Here is a 16645-nt window from a genome sequence, read left to right as displayed (position 1 = left end):
ACCTTAGTGACTTGAATTTTGTTTGGCAAGCCGTCTGATGACCTCCTCCAAGAACGATAAAAATACCCGCACCACGGGGCGCCCTACCCTCAACGAAGTCGCGCGCCTGGCCGGCGTCAGCCCGATCACCGCCTCGCGAGCGCTGCGCGGCATCGACACAGTGGCCACCGAACTGGTGGAAAAGGTGCGCAAGGCCGCCAGCGAACTCAACTACGTGGTCAACCCCGCCGCGCGCGCCCTGGCCTCGGCCCAGAGCCATTCGGTGGTGGTGCTGGTGCCGTCGCTGTCCAACCTGCTGTTCATCGACACCCTGGAAGCCATTCATCAGGTTCTGCGGCCCAAGGGCTTCGAAGTGCTGATCGGCAACTTCCACTATTCCCCCGACGAAGAAGAAAACCTGCTGCGCAACTACATGGCCTACCAGCCACGCGGTTTGCTGCTGACCGGCTTCGACCGGACCGAAAGTGCCCGACGGATGGTCGAAGCCAGCAACGTCCCCTGCGTCTACATGATGGACCTCAACCCCGAGGCCGGCCTGAACTGCGTGGGCTTCTCCCAGCACAACGCCGGGGAAACCGCCGCCGAGCACCTGATCTCCCGCGGCCGCAAGCGCCTGGCCTACATCGGCGCCCAGCTCGACCAGCGCACCCTGATGCGCGGCGAAGGTTTCCGCCGTGGCCTGGAGAAAGCCGGCCTGTACGACCCGAAACTGGAAGTCCTCACCCCGCGCCCGTCGTCGGTGGGCCTGGGTGGTGAACTCTTCCTGCAACTGCTGCACAGCCACCCGGACGTCGACGCAATCTTCTTCGGCAACGACGACCTGGCCCACGGCGCCCTGCTGGAAGCCATGCGCTGCGGCATCAGGATCCCCGAGCAAGTGGCGGTGATGGGCTTCAACGACCTGCCCGCCTCCGCGCACATGGTGCCGCGCCTGAGCAGCATCAGCACCCCGCGTGAAGCCATCGGCCGCCGCGCCGCGGAGCAGCTGCTGACCCTGATGGCCGGTAACAGCGTGGCCAAGCCGGTGGTGGACATGGGCTTCGAATTGAAGGTGCGCGAGAGCACCTGAAGTCTGGCCCCGCATCAGGCGCGATGCCGGGGCCGGTATCAAAGGCCGTAGCAGCCTTGGCCTTGCTGCGGATCGCCATGAAATAAGCCGTCACCAGATCGTCTAAGCATTGATATCTTCAAGCCCGCGATCCAGATCGGCTTCATCTTGATCAAGATGTCCATGGGATTCAGTCATCCGTTTTTACCTCTTCCTTGAAGAAAAGCTGGTCATGTGTTTGCTGAAACAACTGCCAGGCCAGGGCGCCTACCCAGATCACAGATACGCCGTAGTTAATCCGCTGATACAGGCCAAAGCCCACTCCGGCTTCCACTGCCTTGGCCATCAACGGCAACGTCGCCAACGCCAGCACAGTGCTGAGCAGAGAGAACCAGGCAAAGCGCTTGCCATACAGCAGGCGCGGCGCAAGGTAAACCCACAGGGCGCTGGCAATCACCAGACTGAGAAACATCACCAGGCCGGCAATGTTGTGCACCTGTTGGCGACTGGATGGCTGCTCGAGCCCGCAGCCGACGTCACAGGAAAAGTACCCTGTGCAGACGCTGGCCAGTCCATGCAGAACAACCAGCAGACCACTGAGTCGAGCCAGCGGTGAAGCCTTGAAACGGGCGCATAGCGCGAGCCCGAATACGACGAACAATGCACCCAACGGGTAGTTATTGAGCAACGGCGAAAGACGATGAGTCGGAGCCTGCAAGGCTCCCAGTTCACTCATCGCCTGATTCAGGTGGCTGTAACCCGGATAGAACAGGCCCGCGATAGCGACCCCGAGCAGCAACCAGAACGGTACGACCATCCCGGCGGCATACCCCCACTTGAGCATTCCTTTATTCACAGCATTCTCCTTGGTATGCAAACGACCAGGCAGTGATATAGGTACCTGACGAACGGAAACTTAACCACCCGAACACCGAAAGTCACCCCAGCCCCCCTCCAACGCCGGATCCTGCCCACCCAACAACTGCACAAACGCCTGAGCGGCCTTTTGCAGCGGCTGGTTCTTCAGCCAGACCGCGTGCACCGGCAGCAGCAGGCCGTTGTCGATGTTCTTGAAGGTCAGGCGCTTGAGCCTTCCGGCCTTGAGCAAGGGGGCGATCACCGACTGTGGGAAGTTGCCCCAGCCGATACCGGACTCGACCATGTCCAGGGCCATGGCCAGGCTGTCGGTACGCCAGTAGGACTCGGCGATCAGCGGCCGGGTGTCGCGGATCGGCAGGTCGCGGCTGGCGACCACCACCTGGCGGACGTTGACCAGCTCTTCCAGATAGAGGGTGGCGTCCGGCGCCTCGGGTAACGGATGGCGCGCGGAAATGCAGGCGATCATCCGTTCGCTGCCGACGTACTGGAAATACTCCAGCACGTTCAGGCTGAGCCCGGCGAAAGCCACGCCGACCGCGATCCGGCCAGTGTGCAGCAGCTGCAATACATCGTCCTGGGGCGCACTCAGCACCTCGATGTCGAGCAACGGATGGCGCTCGGCGATCAGCTTGATCGCCGCCAGCACCCGGGACTTGTCGATGTCCTCGACTACACCGATGGACAGCCGGCTTTCCAACCCCAGGGACAGCTCCACTGCATGCACCTGCAGGTGCTTGAGCTGCTCGGCGATCAGCCGCGCGTGGGGCGCCAGGGCGTTGGCCATGGCGGTGGGCACCGGCTCGCGATGGCTGCGATCGAACAAGGGATAACCCAGCTCCGCCTCGAGGTTGGCGATGCCCATGCTCACCGCCGACGGCACCTTGCCCAGGGCCCGCGCCGCCGCGGAAAACGAACCGCGCTCAAGCACGGCGAGAAACAACTGGATGCTGTCGCTGGAGAAATTCATGGGGACGCCTGTCTAGGATGCCGATCTATCAGAAAACCTGAAAGCTTCTGACTTTTTCTGTCAGGCATATTGAAGCTATCTTGCGCCGCATTCGCCAGCCATTCCTGCAAAAGGAGCGGCCCGGGCCAACGAACGCGGAGGAAAAGCATGCAAGGCATCAAGCGCAAACTGGTTTACGTGTCACTGTTCGAGGTGTTCGGCATGACTTTCTCGGCCCTGGGCCTGGCCTTGCTGTCCGGCACCTCGCCGAGCAGCACCGGTCCGCTGGCGGTGGTGATCACCAGCATCGCGGTGACCTGGAACTTCATCTACACCAGCCTGTTCGAGCGCTGGGAAAGCCGCCAGGTCTCGCGGACCCGCACGGTCAAGCGGCGGATCGCCCACGCCGTGGGTTTCCAGCTGACGTTGATCCTGTTCCTGATTCCGTTGATCGCCTGGTGGATGCACATCAGCCTGGTGCAGGCCTTCCTGCTGGACCTGGCGCTGATCCTGTTCATTCCTTGCTACACCTTCGTCTTCAACTGGCTGTTCGACCGGGTCTTCGGCCTGCCGGCGTCGGCGCTGCCGGACCCGGCCTGAGCATCCCGGCGCAAATCGGCATCGCCGAGAGTCGGCGACGCTGTTAGATTTCCAGGGCCCTCCACCCGCCAAGGAAAGCTCCCATGGGAACCCTGAGAATTCTCGGTAAAGCCTCGTCGATCAACGTCAGAAAAGTGCTGTGGACCTGCGAAGAGCTGGGCCTGTCCTACGAACGCGAGGATTGGGGCAGCGGCTTCCAGTCGACCCACACGCCGGAGTTTCTCAAGCTCAACCCCAACGCCCAGGTGCCGGTGCTGATCGATGACGCCGGCGCGCTCTGGGAATCCAACAGCATCTGCCGGTACCTGACCAGCAAGATCGCCGGGCAACGGCTGCTGCCCGGCGAGCCCCGGGCCCGGGCGCTGGTGGAGCAATGGATGGACTGGCAGGCCACGGAACTCAACCCCGCGTGGAGTTACGCCTTCGTCGCCCTGGTCCGGCAGAACCTGGACTTCCAGGACCCGCAGCAGATCGCCGCCGGCCTTCGCGGCTGGAACGCCAAGATGGCCATGCTCGAACAGCAACTGGCGAGCACCGGGGCCTATGTGCTCGGCGAGCAGTTCAGCCTGGCCGATATCGTCCTCGGGCTGTCGGTGCATCGCTGGATGATGACGCCCATGGAGCGCCCCGACTTCCCCGCCGTCGCCGCCTACTACCAACGCCTCAGCGAGCGTCCGGCCTTCCTGCTGCATGGACGCAATGGCATTCCCTGAATCGTCTTTTTCTTCTGTAGGAGCGAGGCTTGCCCGCGATAAGGCCGTCCCAGACACCACCCAACTCGATCCCTGAACCGGTGTTGCGATTACGGGCGCTTTCGCGGGCAAGCCTCGCTCCTACAGACGCTGGATGCCGCTTTGGCTGATACTGCGGCACAAACCGCCAAGATGTAACGAAATACGACAATAAATCACTGTGAAGCCCATCTTCCGGGCCGGCATTCACAATCATTGATTTCCGTTAGCCAGCTAAGATTCCTCTTCATCGAAACCTGGAATCCCGCCCATGTCGTCCCTCGCCCCCACTGTCGCTACCGATGGCCTCGACCCGCTCCGCGCCGCCGATATCTCCGCCCGCATTGATCGCCTGCCCGCCGTCGCCACGGTCTGGCGCCTGGTGGCGCTGCTGTCCATTGGCGGTTTCTTCGAGCTGTATGACTTGTTCCAGACCGCCTATATCAGCCCCGGCCTGATCCGCGACGGGATCTTCGCCACCGGCAGCCAGGGCGTGTTCGGTTTCTCCGACCAGGCGGCCTTCGCCTCGGCGACCTTTCTCGGCCTGTTCCTCGGCGCCAGCCTGCTGAGCCCGATCGCCGACCGCTTCGGGCGCCGGGCGATCTTCACCTTCGCCCTGATCTGGTACACCGTGGCCACGGTGCTGATGGGCGTGCAGACCTCGGCCCTGGGGATCATCGGCATGCGCTTTCTGGTGGGTATCGGCCTGGGCATCGAGCTGGTGACCATCGACGCCTACCTCTCTGAACTGGTGCCCAAGCACATGCGCAGTTCGGCCTTCGCCTTTGCCTTTTTCGTGCAGTTTCTTTCGGTGCCGGCGGTGGCGCTGATGTCCTGGTGGCTGGTGCCGCAAGACCCGTTCGGCATCGCCGGCTGGCGCTGGGTGGTGCTGGCCAGCGCGGTGTTCGCGCTGTTTATCTGGTGGTTGCGTTCACGCCTGCCGGAGTCGCCGCGCTGGCTGGCCCAGCATGGGCGCTTCGCCGAGGCCGAGCGGATCATGGACGGCATCGAGGCACGCTGCGCCAAGGACCATGGCAAGCCGCTGGACACCCCGCAGCCCGAGGCCCTCGGCGTCCAGGGTTCGGGGCGCTTCGCCGATATCTGGCAACCGCCCTATCGGCGCCGGGCGCTGATGCTGATCGTGTTCCATGTGTTCCAGGCCATCGGCTTCTTCGGTTTCGGCAACTGGCTGCCGGCGCTGCTCTCGGGCCAGGGCGTAAGCGTCACCCACAGCCTGATGTACGCCTTCATCATCACCCTCGCCTATCCACTGGGGCCGCTGCTGTTCGTCAAGTTCGCCAACCGCTTCGAGAACAAGTGGCAGATCGTCGGCTCGGCCCTTGGCGCCATGACCTTCGGCACCCTGTTCGCCTGGCAGAGCACGGCCCTGGGGCTGATCGTCTGCGGGGTGATGATCACCTTCTGCAACGCCTGGCTGAGCTTCAGTTACCATTCCTATCAAAGCGAGTTGTTCCCCACCAATATCCGCGCCCGGGCGGTAGGTTTCTGCTATTCGTTCAGCCGCCTGTCGACGGTGTTCAGCAGCCTGTTGATCGGCTTTTTCCTCGACCGCTTCGGCACGCCCGGGGTCCTGACGTTCATCGTCAGCAGCATGCTGATCGTGATGTTCACCATCGGCCGTTTCGGCCCGCGTACCCGCAACCTGGCCCTGGAGAATATCGCCCACCGTTGACCGGTCGCCGCTGGCCGCAAGCGGCAAGGCTTGTCCGCCGCGTGCCGCCAGCCTTGCCGGGCAACCGGCGCAGAGCCCCAATGCAGAGCCCTGTTCCAGGGCCCTGCAGAGCGCTCCAGCACGGCGGCATGCAACTTGCTGCTCAGCCTGCGATAGCCCTTACACACAGGTACCCAATCATGTTGGTCAGTGCCCAGAAAACCTCGGCGATCCAGCCCACCCAGCGGTCCGACATGGACCCGAGCACCGCGGCCGCCAGCGCGCTGTACAGCGGTTTGATGCAGAACGTGCAGAACGCGGCAAGCTTCCAGACATCCCAGGCCGTGCAGCAGGCCAGCAACACGGTCAACGACAATGTCGCGGCGGCCTTCGCCAAGACCCGCGTGCTGCTCCAGGCCACCCCGCCGACCGCCAGCACCGCGCAGGCCAATAGCGCGACCCAGAGCTCGGCCCTGGACGAGTTCAAGGACTACATGAGCAAGTCCCCCGAGCAGCGTATGCGCGACCGCATCCTCGAGGAGATGGGCATTACCGAGGAAGACCTGAAAAACATGCCGCCGGAGAAACAGCAGGCGGTGGCTCAGGAAATTGCCCAGCGGGTCCAGGACAAGCTGAAGCTGGCGCAAGTCGAGAAGGACGCCAGCGGCGTCGATAAGCAAGTCACCGACAAGTTCCTCGCGGCGCTTTAAAAACGGCCAGTCGAAACAGGGTTCCCCATGGGAACCCTTTTTCATGGGTCGGCTTGAGCGGCTGCGCTCAGCCCTGGGCCAGCATGTCGAGCAAGGCCCGCAGCGTCGGCGACGGCTCGCTGCCCTCGGCCAGCACCAGGGCAAAGGTGCGCGGGATCGGCACGTCCAACGGCATTACGCACAACCCGTGGCGTTGCTCCGGCAAGGTCATCTGCGGCACCAGCGTCACCCCCACCTGCTCGCGAACCAGGGTAAAGGCGCTGCTCCACTCCCGCACCTCGACCCGCACATCCGCCAGCTCCAGGCCGGCATCCGCCGCCAGGCTGCGGGCATTCACCGAACAGCCGCCGGTGGCCAGTACGAAGGGTTGGCTTAGCAGTTCCTGCAAGGTCACCCCCTGCTCCTGAGCGCGGCGCGCCAGGGCATGCCCAGCCGGCAGCACCGCCACCCAGGCATCGCGCCCCAGCAGGCCGACGCTGCGCTCGGGCGCAGGATTGAGCAGCACCCCGACATCGATCAATCGCGCTTCGAGCAAGGCCTCGACCTCGTCGTCGCTGACCTCCAGCGCCACCACCTGGATACCCGGATACAACTGCTTGAAGCGCCGCAGCAGCGGCGGCAGGAAAGTCGCCAGCACCATGGGGAAACTCGCCAGGCGAATGGTGCCGCGCTGGATGTCCCGGCAGGCGTCCGCGGTGTCGCGGATGTTCTGCAACGCCGCGAGCATCAGCCGCGCCTGTTCGACCACCTGTTCGCCGACGGCGGTGGGCAGGGTCTGGCGGTTCTCCCGGGTGAACAGCTGCACGCCCAGGTTGTCTTCGAGCAGCGCCAGGGCCTGGCTGGCGCCGGACTGGGTCATGCCGACCCGCTCGGCGGCGCGGGTGATGTTGCCGGTATCCGCCACGGCCACCAGCATGCGCCAGTGCACCAGGTTCATCATGGCAGTAGCTGTCCTTATGGGAGTTTTCTGAAAGATTAATTTTACTGAGAACAGCGCGGACTATGACACTGATCTCCCCCCTTTGGAGAGCCCTCGATGAACCTGTATTTCTCGCCCAACGCCTGCTCGCTGGCCCCGCATATCGTGCTGCGCGAACTGGCCCTGCCGTTCAACCTGGTGCGGGTCGACAACCGCAACAAGACCACGGCCGACGGCGCCGACTTCCTGGCGATCAATCCCAAGGGGTATGTGGCGGCGCTGGAACTGGAGGACGGCCAGGTGCTGACCGAAGGACCGGCGATCCTGCAATACCTGGCCGACCTCAAGCCGCAAGCAGGCCTGGCGCCGGCCAACGGCAGCTGGCAACGGGTACGGCTGCAGGAGATGCTCAACTTCGTCTCCAGCGAGATCCATGGCAGCCTCGGCTGGCTGTTCAACCCCGAGTTTCCCGAAGCGACCCAGGCGCTGATCCGGCAAAAACTGTTCAAGCGCCTGGCGTTGCTGGACCGCACGCTACAGCAGCACAGCTACCTGCTGGGCGAAGCCTTCGGCATCGCCGACGCCTACCTGTTCACCGTGCTGCGCTGGACCGCCGGCTTTGCCATCGACCTGGAACAGTGGCCGGCGCTGGCCCGCTTCCAGGCACGCATCGCCCAGCGCGAAGCGGTGCAAGCGGCGCTGGCGGCCGAAGCGGCGTAAGGATCGAAGCAGAGATGCCGCAGCAACCTCTGCCTTATCCCGCTCCCAGCAATCCCGATAGGATCGCGACGAGTAAAAACAGGATGGTCCTGGCAAATCTTGATGCTCCCGGTGCAGGTTGAGAGGCAACAGCCAGGTGGGCCATTCGGTGCGGGCGGTGAAGGTCTGGCGCAGGGTGTCGATTTGTTCGCGATGCAGCGGATCGAAGTAATGGGCCATGGCGCTACTCAGGACAGGGGCTGGCCGAAGGGCGAACCTTCGGCGTATTACTGTTCTGTGCAACGAGAAGGGGAAACTTGCAGATCGATGGGTTATTTACTTAGAAGCAAAAAACAGGAAGCCCGCGGGGCGGGCTTCCTGGGAGGGTCAATGACCGAAAATATTGTGTTCGGTCTTCTTGGCTTTCTTGTCCGCACGCTTTTCATCGGCGGTCCGGCTGGGTTTTTTCTTCGCCGTCTTTTTGGCATTCATACCTTTGGACATGATGCACACTCCACTCGCAGGGGATCGTTCATCAGGTATACACCTATCCCGAGCGCTCCGTACTTTTATAATCCACCGCCCCGGCCCACCTGCGAAATCCCATGCCCGACACCGAATACCTGCTGCTTGCCGACACCCTGCGACCGCTGCTGAACAAGTTCTATCGCGCCCACAATTCGCCGATGCGCGCCGCCGGCGAAGGGCAATCCTGGGTGGCGAAACGCGGAGCGATCATTGCCGGGCTGAGCCTCACGCCCATAGCTCAGGGCCACTGGCTGACCGGGCTGTTCGTCGACCCGGCCCATCGCGGCCAGGGCATTGCCGCAATGCTGGTCGAACGGGCACGCGCGCAGCTGCCGGGGCCGCTGTGGCTGTTCTGTCACCCGGACCTGCAAGCCCTGTACGAACGCATGGGCTTTGCCACGGCCCCCGCCCTGCCCCAGGCCCTGGCGGATCGCCTGGAGCGTTATCGCAGGAGCAAGAGCCTGATCGCCATGGGCATAGATCCTTTGGTTAGGTCGACCAGCGATAATGTGTGATCGCGGGCCCTGGAGCGCGTGCTAGCCTCGGCGGCAAATCGGCCTCCATCAGGATGATCCATGAAACCGACGCTTCTGGCTGTCTCCCTCAGTGCCCTGCTGCTACCCGTATTCACCCATGCCGCCGACGCCGCGGTCTCGCCCCAGCAATACGCCAAGGTCCTGGCCGGCGACTGGCGAGCGCCGCAGAACAGTGCCCGCGACCGTTACCGCCATCCGCAGCAGACCCTGCAGTTCTTCGGCCTCAAGGCCGACCAGAAGTTGATCGAGATCACTCCCGGTGGCGGCTGGTACAGCGAGCTCCTCGCGCCACTGCTCAAGGACCACGGGCAGTACATCGCCGCCCTCCAGGCCCCGTCCAGCGGCGAGTATTTCCAGAAATCGGCGGACAGCCTGAAGCAGAAATTCAGCGCCGACCCGGCCCGCTATGCCAAGGCCCGGTTCGTCGAGTTCGACCCCAAGGCACCGGTGCTCGGTCCGGCCGGTTCGGCTGACGCCGTGCTGACCTTTCGCAACGTGCATAACTGGGTGCTGGCCGACACCGCGCCGGCGATGTTCCAGGCGTTCTTCAAGGTGCTGAAACCGGGGGGCGTGCTGGGCGTGGTGGATCATCGCGCCAAGGACGGCGCCTCCCTGGAAGACATCAAGCACAGCGGCTACCTGACCACCGCCTACGTGGTGAAACTGGCGACCGACGCCGGGTTTGCGCTGGAGGGGCAAAGCGAGATCAACGCCAACCCGCAAGACACCAAGGACTACGCGCAAGGCGTCTGGACCCTGCCGCCAGCGCTCAAGCTGGGGGACGAGGACAAGGCCAAGTACCTGGCGATCGGCGAGTCGGACCGGATGACGCTGCGCTTTGTGAAATCGGCGAAATAACCGCGAGGATCGCAGCCTGCGGGCAGGCTGCGATCCTTACCCTCAATCGTCGGCGTGGGGATCGAGGTCGGGGAACATCACCTCGGTAAAACCGAACTTGCTGAAGTCGCTGATCCGCGACGGGTACAGACGGCCGATCAGGTGATCGCATTCATGCTGCACCACCCGTGCGTGGAAACCCGAGGCGATCCGCACGATCGGCTCGCCCTTGGGATCGACGCCTTCGTAGCGAATGTGCTGATAACGCTCGACCGCACCCCGCAGCCCCGGCACCGACAGGCAGCCTTCCCAGCCCTCTTCCAGCACCGGGCTCAAGGGCGTGATCAGCGGGTTGATCAGGATGGTCTGCGGCACGGCCTCGGCTTGCGGGTAACGCTCGCTGTGCTCGAAACCGAAGATCACCAGTTGCAGGTCGACGCCGATCTGCGGCGCGGCCAGGCCGACCCCGCCGACGCTTTCCATGGTCTGGAACATGTCGTCGATCAGTTGCCACAGCTCGGGGCTGTCGAACATCTCGGGCGGCACCGGTGGCGCGATGCGCAGCAGGCGCTCGTCGCCCATTTTGAGGATTTCACGGATCATGATCAGACTTCGTCAGTGGTCGGCTTGAGCGAGTGGTCCCGGCCCAGTCCCGATACGTGTTGTTTGGGTTCGTCGTGCTCGCCGGGAACCCTTTCTCCAGGGTTCTTGCCGTCGGACGACATGTGCTCGATCGCCGCATTCATCTCGGCCCCCAGCAACAGCACCGCCGAGGAAATATAGAAGTACAGCAGCAGGACGATGATCGCCCCGATACTGCCATACATGGCGTTGTAGTTGGCAAAGGTCTTCACGTAGAAGGCGAAGCCCAACGAGGCGATGATCCACACCACCACCGCCAGCACCGAGCCTGGGGTGATGAAGCGGAACTCCTGCTTCACGTCGGGCATCACGTAGTAGATCAGCGCCACGGCGACCATCATCAGGATCACGATCACCGGCCAGCGCAGGATGGTCCAGACGGTGACGATGAAGTCTTCCAGGCCGACCTGCGCGGCGATCCAGCCCATCACCTGCGGCCCGAGCACCATCAAGGCCGCGGCCGCCAGGAGCATGCCGGCGATGCCGATGGTGTAGAAAATCGACAGCGGAAAACGTTTCCACAACGGGCGCTTCTCGACCACGTCATAAGCAGCGTTCATCGCGCTCATCATCAGCCGCACGCCGGCCGAGGCGGTATACAGGGCAATCACAATACCCACCGACAGCAGGCCGCCCTTGGACTGCTGCAACTGGTCGATCACCGGGTTGACCTGCTCCAGCGCCTGGGGCGGCAACACCAGTTCCGATTGCAGGCGCAACCAGGAGAAGAAGTCCGGCAGGTGCAGGAAACCGATCAAGGCGATCAGGAACAGAATGAAGGGGAACAACGAAAACAGCATCTGATAGGCCAGTGCCGAAGCATAGGTCGACATTTCATCGTCGATGAACTCAGTGACCGTGCGCACCAGCACACGATGCAGGGGCAGGCCTTTCAAATTCGGCAAGAACATAGCGTCTCCTTTCGCCGCAAGCATTCAGGGTCGGTGGCGACTCAGGGGCCGTTTTGTACAACAAACTAGCCTAGTTTGGCGATTTTGAACCGTTTCGTCTCATTTGGTGCCATGGCCGATGTAAAAACGGCCATCCGCGGATGGCCGTCGTGGTGCAGTGCGAGCCGGTGGATCAGGCCTTGTCGATGGTCTTTTTCAGCGCATCCTTGGCCTTGCCGAGGGCTTGCTGCGCTTCACCTTTCTTTTCCTGAATCTTGCCTTCGGTTTCCAACCGATCGTTATCGGTCGCTTTGCCGACACCTTGCTTGATATTGCCAACGGCCTCGTTGGCCAGGCCTTTTGCCTTGTCCGCTGTGCTGCCCATGGTATTTCTCCGTAGAACAATCGAGGGTTTGGGGTCCTGCCCTGAGGTTGACCCGAGGCCGTCGCGCGGAGTTTCAATTATTTTCAGCGGGGTATTTCATCGCCTTATTTGCCCGCCGCACGCAGGTTGCGCTTTATGTTTGGCGACCAACCCACGAGAATGCGCAACGTATTCAGGCGCTGCGCTGAAGATCCAATCCCGTAGGAATGTTATGAAACTCGATAAAAAGCTGGCCATCGCCCGCCGGAACCAGGAACTGGGCGGTGCGGTGCTGGGCGTCAACAACTGCCACTTCGCGGAACTGAGCCGCAGCCGGAATATCTGGTGGTTCGATCTGCCGGTCAGCCGCCTGGCCATCGGGCAGTACGAATGGGTCCACCTGCTGCTGTACACCCCGAACACCGACCAGTTGCTGCACCTGAAGGTGCCGACGGTGTTCCTGCGGGAAAAGCTCGAAGGCCTGGTGGTCCGCAACGCCGGCAAGCGCAAGGCGGCCCTGAGCCTGGAGCTGAGCGCCGACAAGGACTCCTTCCTCAAGGACGTACGCCCCGCCGGCACCGGCGTGAACTTCGCGCAGTTCCAGCAGTGATCCACCTGTAGCCGCTGCCGCGGGCTGCGCAAGGTCCGCAGGACCTCCCGCGCCGGCAAAAACGACGCCCTCTGCGAGGTCGATCGCAGCCTTCGGCAGCGGCTACACAAGCGCCCAACAAAAAGCCCCGCGAATGCGGGGCTTTTTGTTGGCCTGGCGTTTTACTTCTTCACGCCCAGCTTCTTCAGCTCTTCGTCGCGCAGTTCGCGACGCAGGATCTTGCCGACGTTGGTGGTCGGCAGCGCATCGCGGAACTCGACGGCCTTGGGCACCTTGTAGCCGGTGACGTTGGCGCGCATGTGCTCCATCACCTGTTCCTTGGTCAGGGTCACGCCCGGCTTGGCGACGATGAAGATCTTGATCGACTCGCCCGACTTCTCGTCCGGCACGCCGATCGCCGCGCACTGCAACACGCCTGGCAGGGCCGTCAGCACGTCTTCCAGCTCGTTCGGATACACATTGAAGCCGGAGACCAGGATCATGTCTTTCTTGCGATCGACAATGCGGATATAGCCATCGGGCTGGATCAACGCGATATCGCCGGTCTTCAGCCAGCCGTCGCTCATCACTTCATCGGTAGCGTCCTGGCGCTGCCAGTAGCCCTTCATCACCTGCGGGCCCTTGACGCACAGCTCGCCGACTTCGCCCAGGGGCAGCTCGTTGCCGGCATCGTCGACGATCCGGCACAGGGTCGACGGCACCGGGATGCCGATGGTGCCGATCTGGATATTCTGGCCCGGGTTGACGGTGGCCACCGGACTGGTCTCGGTCATGCCGTAACCTTCGCAGATCGGGCAACCGGTCACCTCCTTCCACCGCTCGGCCGCCGCCAGTTGCAGCGCCATGCCGCCGGACAGGGTGACTTTCAGCGCCGAGAAATCCAGCTTGCGGAAGGCTTCGTTGTTGCACAGGGCGACGAACAGGGTGTTGAGGCCGACGAAGCCGCTGAACTTCCACTTCGACAGTTCCTTGACCATCGCCGGCAGGTCGCGCGGGTTGCTGATCAGGATGTTGTGGTTGCCGCTCAGCATCATCGCCATGCAATGAAAGGTGAAGGCATAGATGTGGTACAGCGGCAGCGGGGTGATCAGGATCTCGCAACCCTCATTGAGGTTGGAGGCCATCAGCGCCCGGCATTGCAGCATGTTCGCCACCAGGTTGCGGTGGGTCAGCATCGCACCCTTGGCCACGCCGGTGGTGCCGCCGGTGTATTGCAGCACGGCGACATCGCTGCTGGCCGGGTTGGCGTCCTTGACCGGCTGGCCATGGCCCTGGCTCAGCACATCGTTGAACTTGACGGCCTTGGGCAGGTGATAGGCCGGCACCATCTTCTTCACGTACTTGATGACGCTGTTGATCAGCAAGCGCTTGAGCGGTGGCAGCAGGTCCGCCACTTCGGTGACGATCACATGCTTGACGCTGGTCTTGGGCACCACGGCTTCGGCCAGGTGCGCCATGTTGGCCAGGCACACCAGGGCCTTGGCGCCGGAGTCGTTGAACTGGTGTTCCATTTCCCGCGCGGTGTACAGCGGGTTGGTGTTGACCACGATCAGGCCGGCGCGGATGGCGCCGAATACTGCGACCGGGTACTGCAGGACGTTGGGCAGTTGCACGGCGATTCGATCGCCGGGTTGCAAATCGGTATGCTGTTGCAGGTACGCGGCAAAAGCACCGGACAGTTCGTACAGCTCACCGTAGGTGAGTGTCTTGCCGAGGTTGCTAAAGGCCGGTTTGTCGGCAAAACGTTGGCAGGACTGCTTCAACACCGCCTGAATATTCGGATACTCGTCTGGATTGATATCGGCAGCAATCCCAGCTGGGTACTTATCCTTCCAAAAGTCTTGGATCATGGAAGCCCACTCCTCAGCAACGCGAATTCGTCAGCGCACTTGATGCGATTATTATTTGTGTGTGTTTTTTATTGATGTCTATTGTTGGTGAGTCTGGCTGTCTACATAGGCCGAGAAGTCACAAAGCGCGCCGAGAGTAGCAGCTTTGCCAAAGGCCGCCTAGAGCCAAAATCGGCCTAAACAGTCACTTTAGTGACTCAAGAATATTCAATAGTCATTTTTAGAGTAAAAATTCTATACAACCATATAGGGCTCTGGAACGGGCTTTTGCGGCCCCCAAAAAGCATCGCGAGCAAGCTTCGCTCCTACAGAAACCCTGGGTTCCGGTAAAAGCGAGGCTTGCTCGCGATGGTCGCGCCCTGGCGCGGGACTGTTACATCCGGTGAAACATCAGGCGATGTCGCGCAGCTCCCGACGCAGGATCTTGCCTACCGGCGTCATCGGCAACGACTCACGCAACACGATGTGCTTCGGCACCTTGTAGCCGGTGAAGTTTTCCTTGCAGTAGGCCTTCAGCTCTTCGAGGCTGACCCCCGACTCGCGGGCCACCACGAACAGCTTCACCGCCTCCCCCGAACGCTCGTCCGGCACACCGATCACCGCGCAGTTGGCGACTTTCGGATGGGCCATCACCACGTCCTCGATTTCGTTGGGGTACACGTTGAAACCCGAGACGATGATCATGTCCTTCTTGCGATCGACGATGCGCACGAAGCCATCCGGATCGATCACTGCGATATCGCCGGACTTGAACCAGCCCTCGGCATCCAGCACCTCCTCGGTGGCCTCCGGCTTCTGCCAGTAGCCCTTCATGATTTGCGGCCCCTTGATGCACAGCTCGCCGCGCTCACCCAGCGGCTGCTCGACGCCCTGGTCATCAATGACCTTGAGGGTCGTGCCCGGCACCGGCAGTCCCACCGTGCCCAGGCGCGACTGGTCGCCGTAAGGGTTGGTGCAGGCCACGGGCGAGGTTTCGGTCAGGCCGTAGCCTTCGGTGATGCGGCAGCCGGTCAACTGCGCCCAGCGCTCGGCGGTGGCCTTGACCAGCGCCGTGCCCCCGGAGTTGGTGAGCTTGAGATTGGAGAAGTCGAGGGTCTTGAACTCGGGATGATCCATCAGCGCCATGAACAGCGTGTTCAGCCCCAGCAGCGCCGAGAAGCGCCACTTTTTCAGCTCCTTGATGAAACCGCCGATGTCCCGCGGGTTGGTGATCAGCACGTTGTGGTTGCCGGTGACCATCATGCACATGCAGTTCGCGGTGAAGGCATAGATGTGGTACAGCGGCAGCGGCGCGATCATCACCTCCTGGCCCTCGCGCAGCAGCGGGTGGCCGTCCGGCCCCAGTTGCCCGAGGCAGGCACGGGCCTGCTGCATGTTGGCCACCAGGTTGCCGTGGGTCAGCATCGCGCCCTTGGCCAGCCCCGTGGTGCCGCCGGTGTATTGCAGCACGGCGACGTCGTCCAGGCGGGCGTTCAAAGGCTTGATCGGCTGGCCACGGCCCAGGCGCAACGCGCTCTTGAAGGAAACGGCCTGGGGCAAGCGATAGGCCGGCACCATCTTCTTGACCTTGTCGACCAGGGTATTGACCAGCCAGCCCTTGGCGGACGGCATCAGGTCGCCCATCTTCGCCTCGATCAGGAACTGGATGTCGGTCTCGGGCAGCACTTGCTCGACCTTCTGCCCGAACAGGTTCATGTACACCAGGGCCCGCGCCCCGGAATCCTTGAACTGGTGGCGCATTTCCCGGGTGGTGTACAGCGGGTTGGTGTTGACCACGATCAGCCCGGCGCGCAGGGCGCCGAACACGGCGATCGGGTAATGCAGGACGTTGGGCATCTGCACCGCGATGCGATCGCCCGGCACCAGGTCGGTGCTGCTCTGTAGATAACCGGCAAAGGCCGCGCTGTAGCGCTCCAGCTCGGCGTAGGTCAGGGTCACGCCCATGTTGCTGAAGGCCGGGCGGTCGGCGAATTTCTTGCAGGAACGCTCGAACACCTCGATCACCGACTTATAGGCACCCAGGTCGATATCGACGGGCACTCCGGCCGGGCGTTTGTCATTCCAGAAATCAGGCTGCATTGTTCTTGTCCTCTTTACCTGAGCTGTCCGGGCCGCTTCTCTGACGCTACGAAAGGCGGGGCTCTGCGGACGTTAGCAGCTATGGCGAATAGGGCAAATACGGGC

At 62.5% G+C, this 16645-nt stretch carries 17 protein-coding genes and 1 pseudogene; 9 read left to right on the top strand and 9 right to left on the bottom strand.

The annotated features are described in order from the left end of the window. Positions 1 to 37: 37 nt before the first annotated feature. A complete protein-coding gene (locus NRG23_RS27230) occupies positions 38 to 1069 on the top strand; it encodes a LacI family DNA-binding transcriptional regulator (protein WP_009050374.1) in 1032 nt (343 codons plus the stop codon). A gap of 169 nt (positions 1070 to 1238) precedes the next feature. On the opposite strand, the gene NRG23_RS27225 is transcribed toward NRG23_RS27230, so the two are convergent. Further along, positions 1239 to 1904 (bottom strand): DUF998 domain-containing protein, encoded by a 666-nt coding sequence (locus NRG23_RS27225; protein WP_232788593.1) that lies wholly within the window; start codon positions 1902 to 1904, stop codon positions 1239 to 1241. A 60-nt stretch (positions 1905 to 1964) separates the two neighbouring features. Next, positions 1965 to 2894 (bottom strand): LysR family transcriptional regulator, encoded by a 930-nt coding sequence (locus NRG23_RS27220; RefSeq protein WP_257372977.1) that lies wholly within the window; start codon positions 2892 to 2894, stop codon positions 1965 to 1967. Between the two features lie 147 nt (positions 2895 to 3041). On the opposite strand from NRG23_RS27220, the gene NRG23_RS27215 reads away from it, so the two are divergent. The 4 genes from NRG23_RS27215 (at position 3042) to NRG23_RS27200 (ending at position 6586) form a co-directional block, all read left to right on the top strand. Then, on the top strand, positions 3042 to 3473 hold the full coding sequence (locus NRG23_RS27215; RefSeq protein ID WP_009050378.1) for a PACE efflux transporter: 432 nt from the start codon (positions 3042 to 3044) through the stop codon (positions 3471 to 3473). Positions 3474 to 3556: 83 nt separating this feature from the next. Then, positions 3557 to 4186 carry a glutathione S-transferase family protein gene (locus tag NRG23_RS27210; protein WP_257372976.1) on the top strand — a complete coding sequence of 210 codons (630 nt, stop codon included), beginning with the start codon at positions 3557 to 3559 and terminating at the stop codon, positions 4184 to 4186. 289 nt (positions 4187 to 4475) lie between these two features. Then, positions 4476 to 5897 carry an MFS transporter gene (locus NRG23_RS27205; protein WP_257372975.1) on the top strand — a complete coding sequence of 474 codons (1422 nt, stop codon included), beginning with the start codon at positions 4476 to 4478 and terminating at the stop codon, positions 5895 to 5897. A 179-nt stretch (positions 5898 to 6076) separates the two neighbouring features. Next, on the top strand, positions 6077 to 6586 hold the full coding sequence (locus tag NRG23_RS27200; RefSeq protein ID WP_009050381.1) for a hypothetical protein: 510 nt from the start codon (positions 6077 to 6079) through the stop codon (positions 6584 to 6586). Positions 6587 to 6653: 67 nt separating this feature from the next. Here the strand turns inward: NRG23_RS27200 and NRG23_RS27195 are convergent, their stop codons facing one another. Then, positions 6654 to 7526 carry a LysR family transcriptional regulator gene (locus tag NRG23_RS27195; RefSeq protein WP_257372969.1) on the bottom strand — a complete coding sequence of 291 codons (873 nt, stop codon included), beginning with the start codon at positions 7524 to 7526 and terminating at the stop codon, positions 6654 to 6656. 96 nt (positions 7527 to 7622) lie between these two features. Between NRG23_RS27195 and gstA the strand changes: the two genes are divergently transcribed. Then, a complete protein-coding gene (gstA, locus tag NRG23_RS27190; RefSeq protein ID WP_009050383.1) occupies positions 7623 to 8225 on the top strand; it encodes a glutathione transferase GstA in 603 nt (200 codons plus the stop codon). Positions 8226 to 8336: 111 nt separating this feature from the next. Here gstA and NRG23_RS27185 read toward each other — a convergent pair. Then, a pseudogene (locus tag NRG23_RS27185) lies at positions 8337 to 8444 on the bottom strand (fatty acid desaturase); the annotation flags it as partial. A 365-nt stretch (positions 8445 to 8809) separates the two neighbouring features. Between NRG23_RS27185 and NRG23_RS27180 the strand changes: the two are divergent. Both NRG23_RS27180 and NRG23_RS27175 read left to right on the top strand, forming a co-directional pair. Continuing rightward, positions 8810 to 9247 (top strand): GNAT family N-acetyltransferase, encoded by a 438-nt coding sequence (locus NRG23_RS27180; RefSeq protein ID WP_016703865.1) that lies wholly within the window; start codon positions 8810 to 8812, stop codon positions 9245 to 9247. 60 nt (positions 9248 to 9307) lie between these two features. Next, complete coding sequence (locus NRG23_RS27175; RefSeq protein WP_257372968.1) at positions 9308 to 10126, top strand: class I SAM-dependent methyltransferase; 819 nt, start codon at positions 9308 to 9310, stop codon at positions 10124 to 10126. Between the two features lie 42 nt (positions 10127 to 10168). Here NRG23_RS27175 and def read toward each other — a convergent pair whose 3' ends face one another. The 3 genes from def to NRG23_RS27160 all read right to left on the bottom strand — a co-directional run bounded on the left by def (position 10169) and on the right by NRG23_RS27160 (position 12022). Then, entirely contained in the window at positions 10169 to 10708 is a 540-nt protein-coding gene (def, locus tag NRG23_RS27170; RefSeq protein WP_009050388.1) for a peptide deformylase, read from the bottom strand. Positions 10709 to 10710: 2 nt separating this feature from the next. Continuing rightward, positions 10711 to 11658 (bottom strand): YihY/virulence factor BrkB family protein, encoded by a 948-nt coding sequence (locus tag NRG23_RS27165; RefSeq protein ID WP_007925094.1) that lies wholly within the window; start codon positions 11656 to 11658, stop codon positions 10711 to 10713. A 172-nt stretch (positions 11659 to 11830) separates the two neighbouring features. Next, positions 11831 to 12022 (bottom strand): CsbD family protein, encoded by a 192-nt coding sequence (locus NRG23_RS27160; protein WP_009050389.1) that lies wholly within the window; start codon positions 12020 to 12022, stop codon positions 11831 to 11833. 211 nt (positions 12023 to 12233) lie between these two features. On the opposite strand from NRG23_RS27160, the gene NRG23_RS27155 reads away from it, so the two are divergent. Continuing rightward, on the top strand, positions 12234 to 12611 hold the full coding sequence (locus tag NRG23_RS27155; RefSeq protein ID WP_009050390.1) for a hypothetical protein: 378 nt from the start codon (positions 12234 to 12236) through the stop codon (positions 12609 to 12611). A 161-nt stretch (positions 12612 to 12772) separates the two neighbouring features. On the opposite strand, the gene fadD1 is transcribed toward NRG23_RS27155, so the two are convergent. Together fadD1 and fadD2 are read right to left on the bottom strand one after the other, a co-directional pair. Further along, on the bottom strand, positions 12773 to 14461 hold the full coding sequence (gene fadD1, locus NRG23_RS27150; protein ID WP_009050391.1) for a long-chain-fatty-acid--CoA ligase FadD1: 1689 nt from the start codon (positions 14459 to 14461) through the stop codon (positions 12773 to 12775). A gap of 390 nt (positions 14462 to 14851) precedes the next feature. Then, a complete protein-coding gene (fadD2, locus tag NRG23_RS27145; RefSeq protein WP_016703863.1) occupies positions 14852 to 16540 on the bottom strand; it encodes a long-chain-fatty-acid--CoA ligase FadD2 in 1689 nt (562 codons plus the stop codon). Positions 16541 to 16645 lie beyond the last annotated feature (105 nt).

It is taken from the genome of Pseudomonas sp. T8 (assembly GCF_024610635.1).
GTDB lineage: Bacteria > Pseudomonadota > Gammaproteobacteria > Pseudomonadales > Pseudomonadaceae > Aquipseudomonas > Aquipseudomonas chlororaphis_I.
Note: the sequence above shows the minus strand (reverse complement) of the source record. Positions and strands in the feature narration are given on the sequence as shown.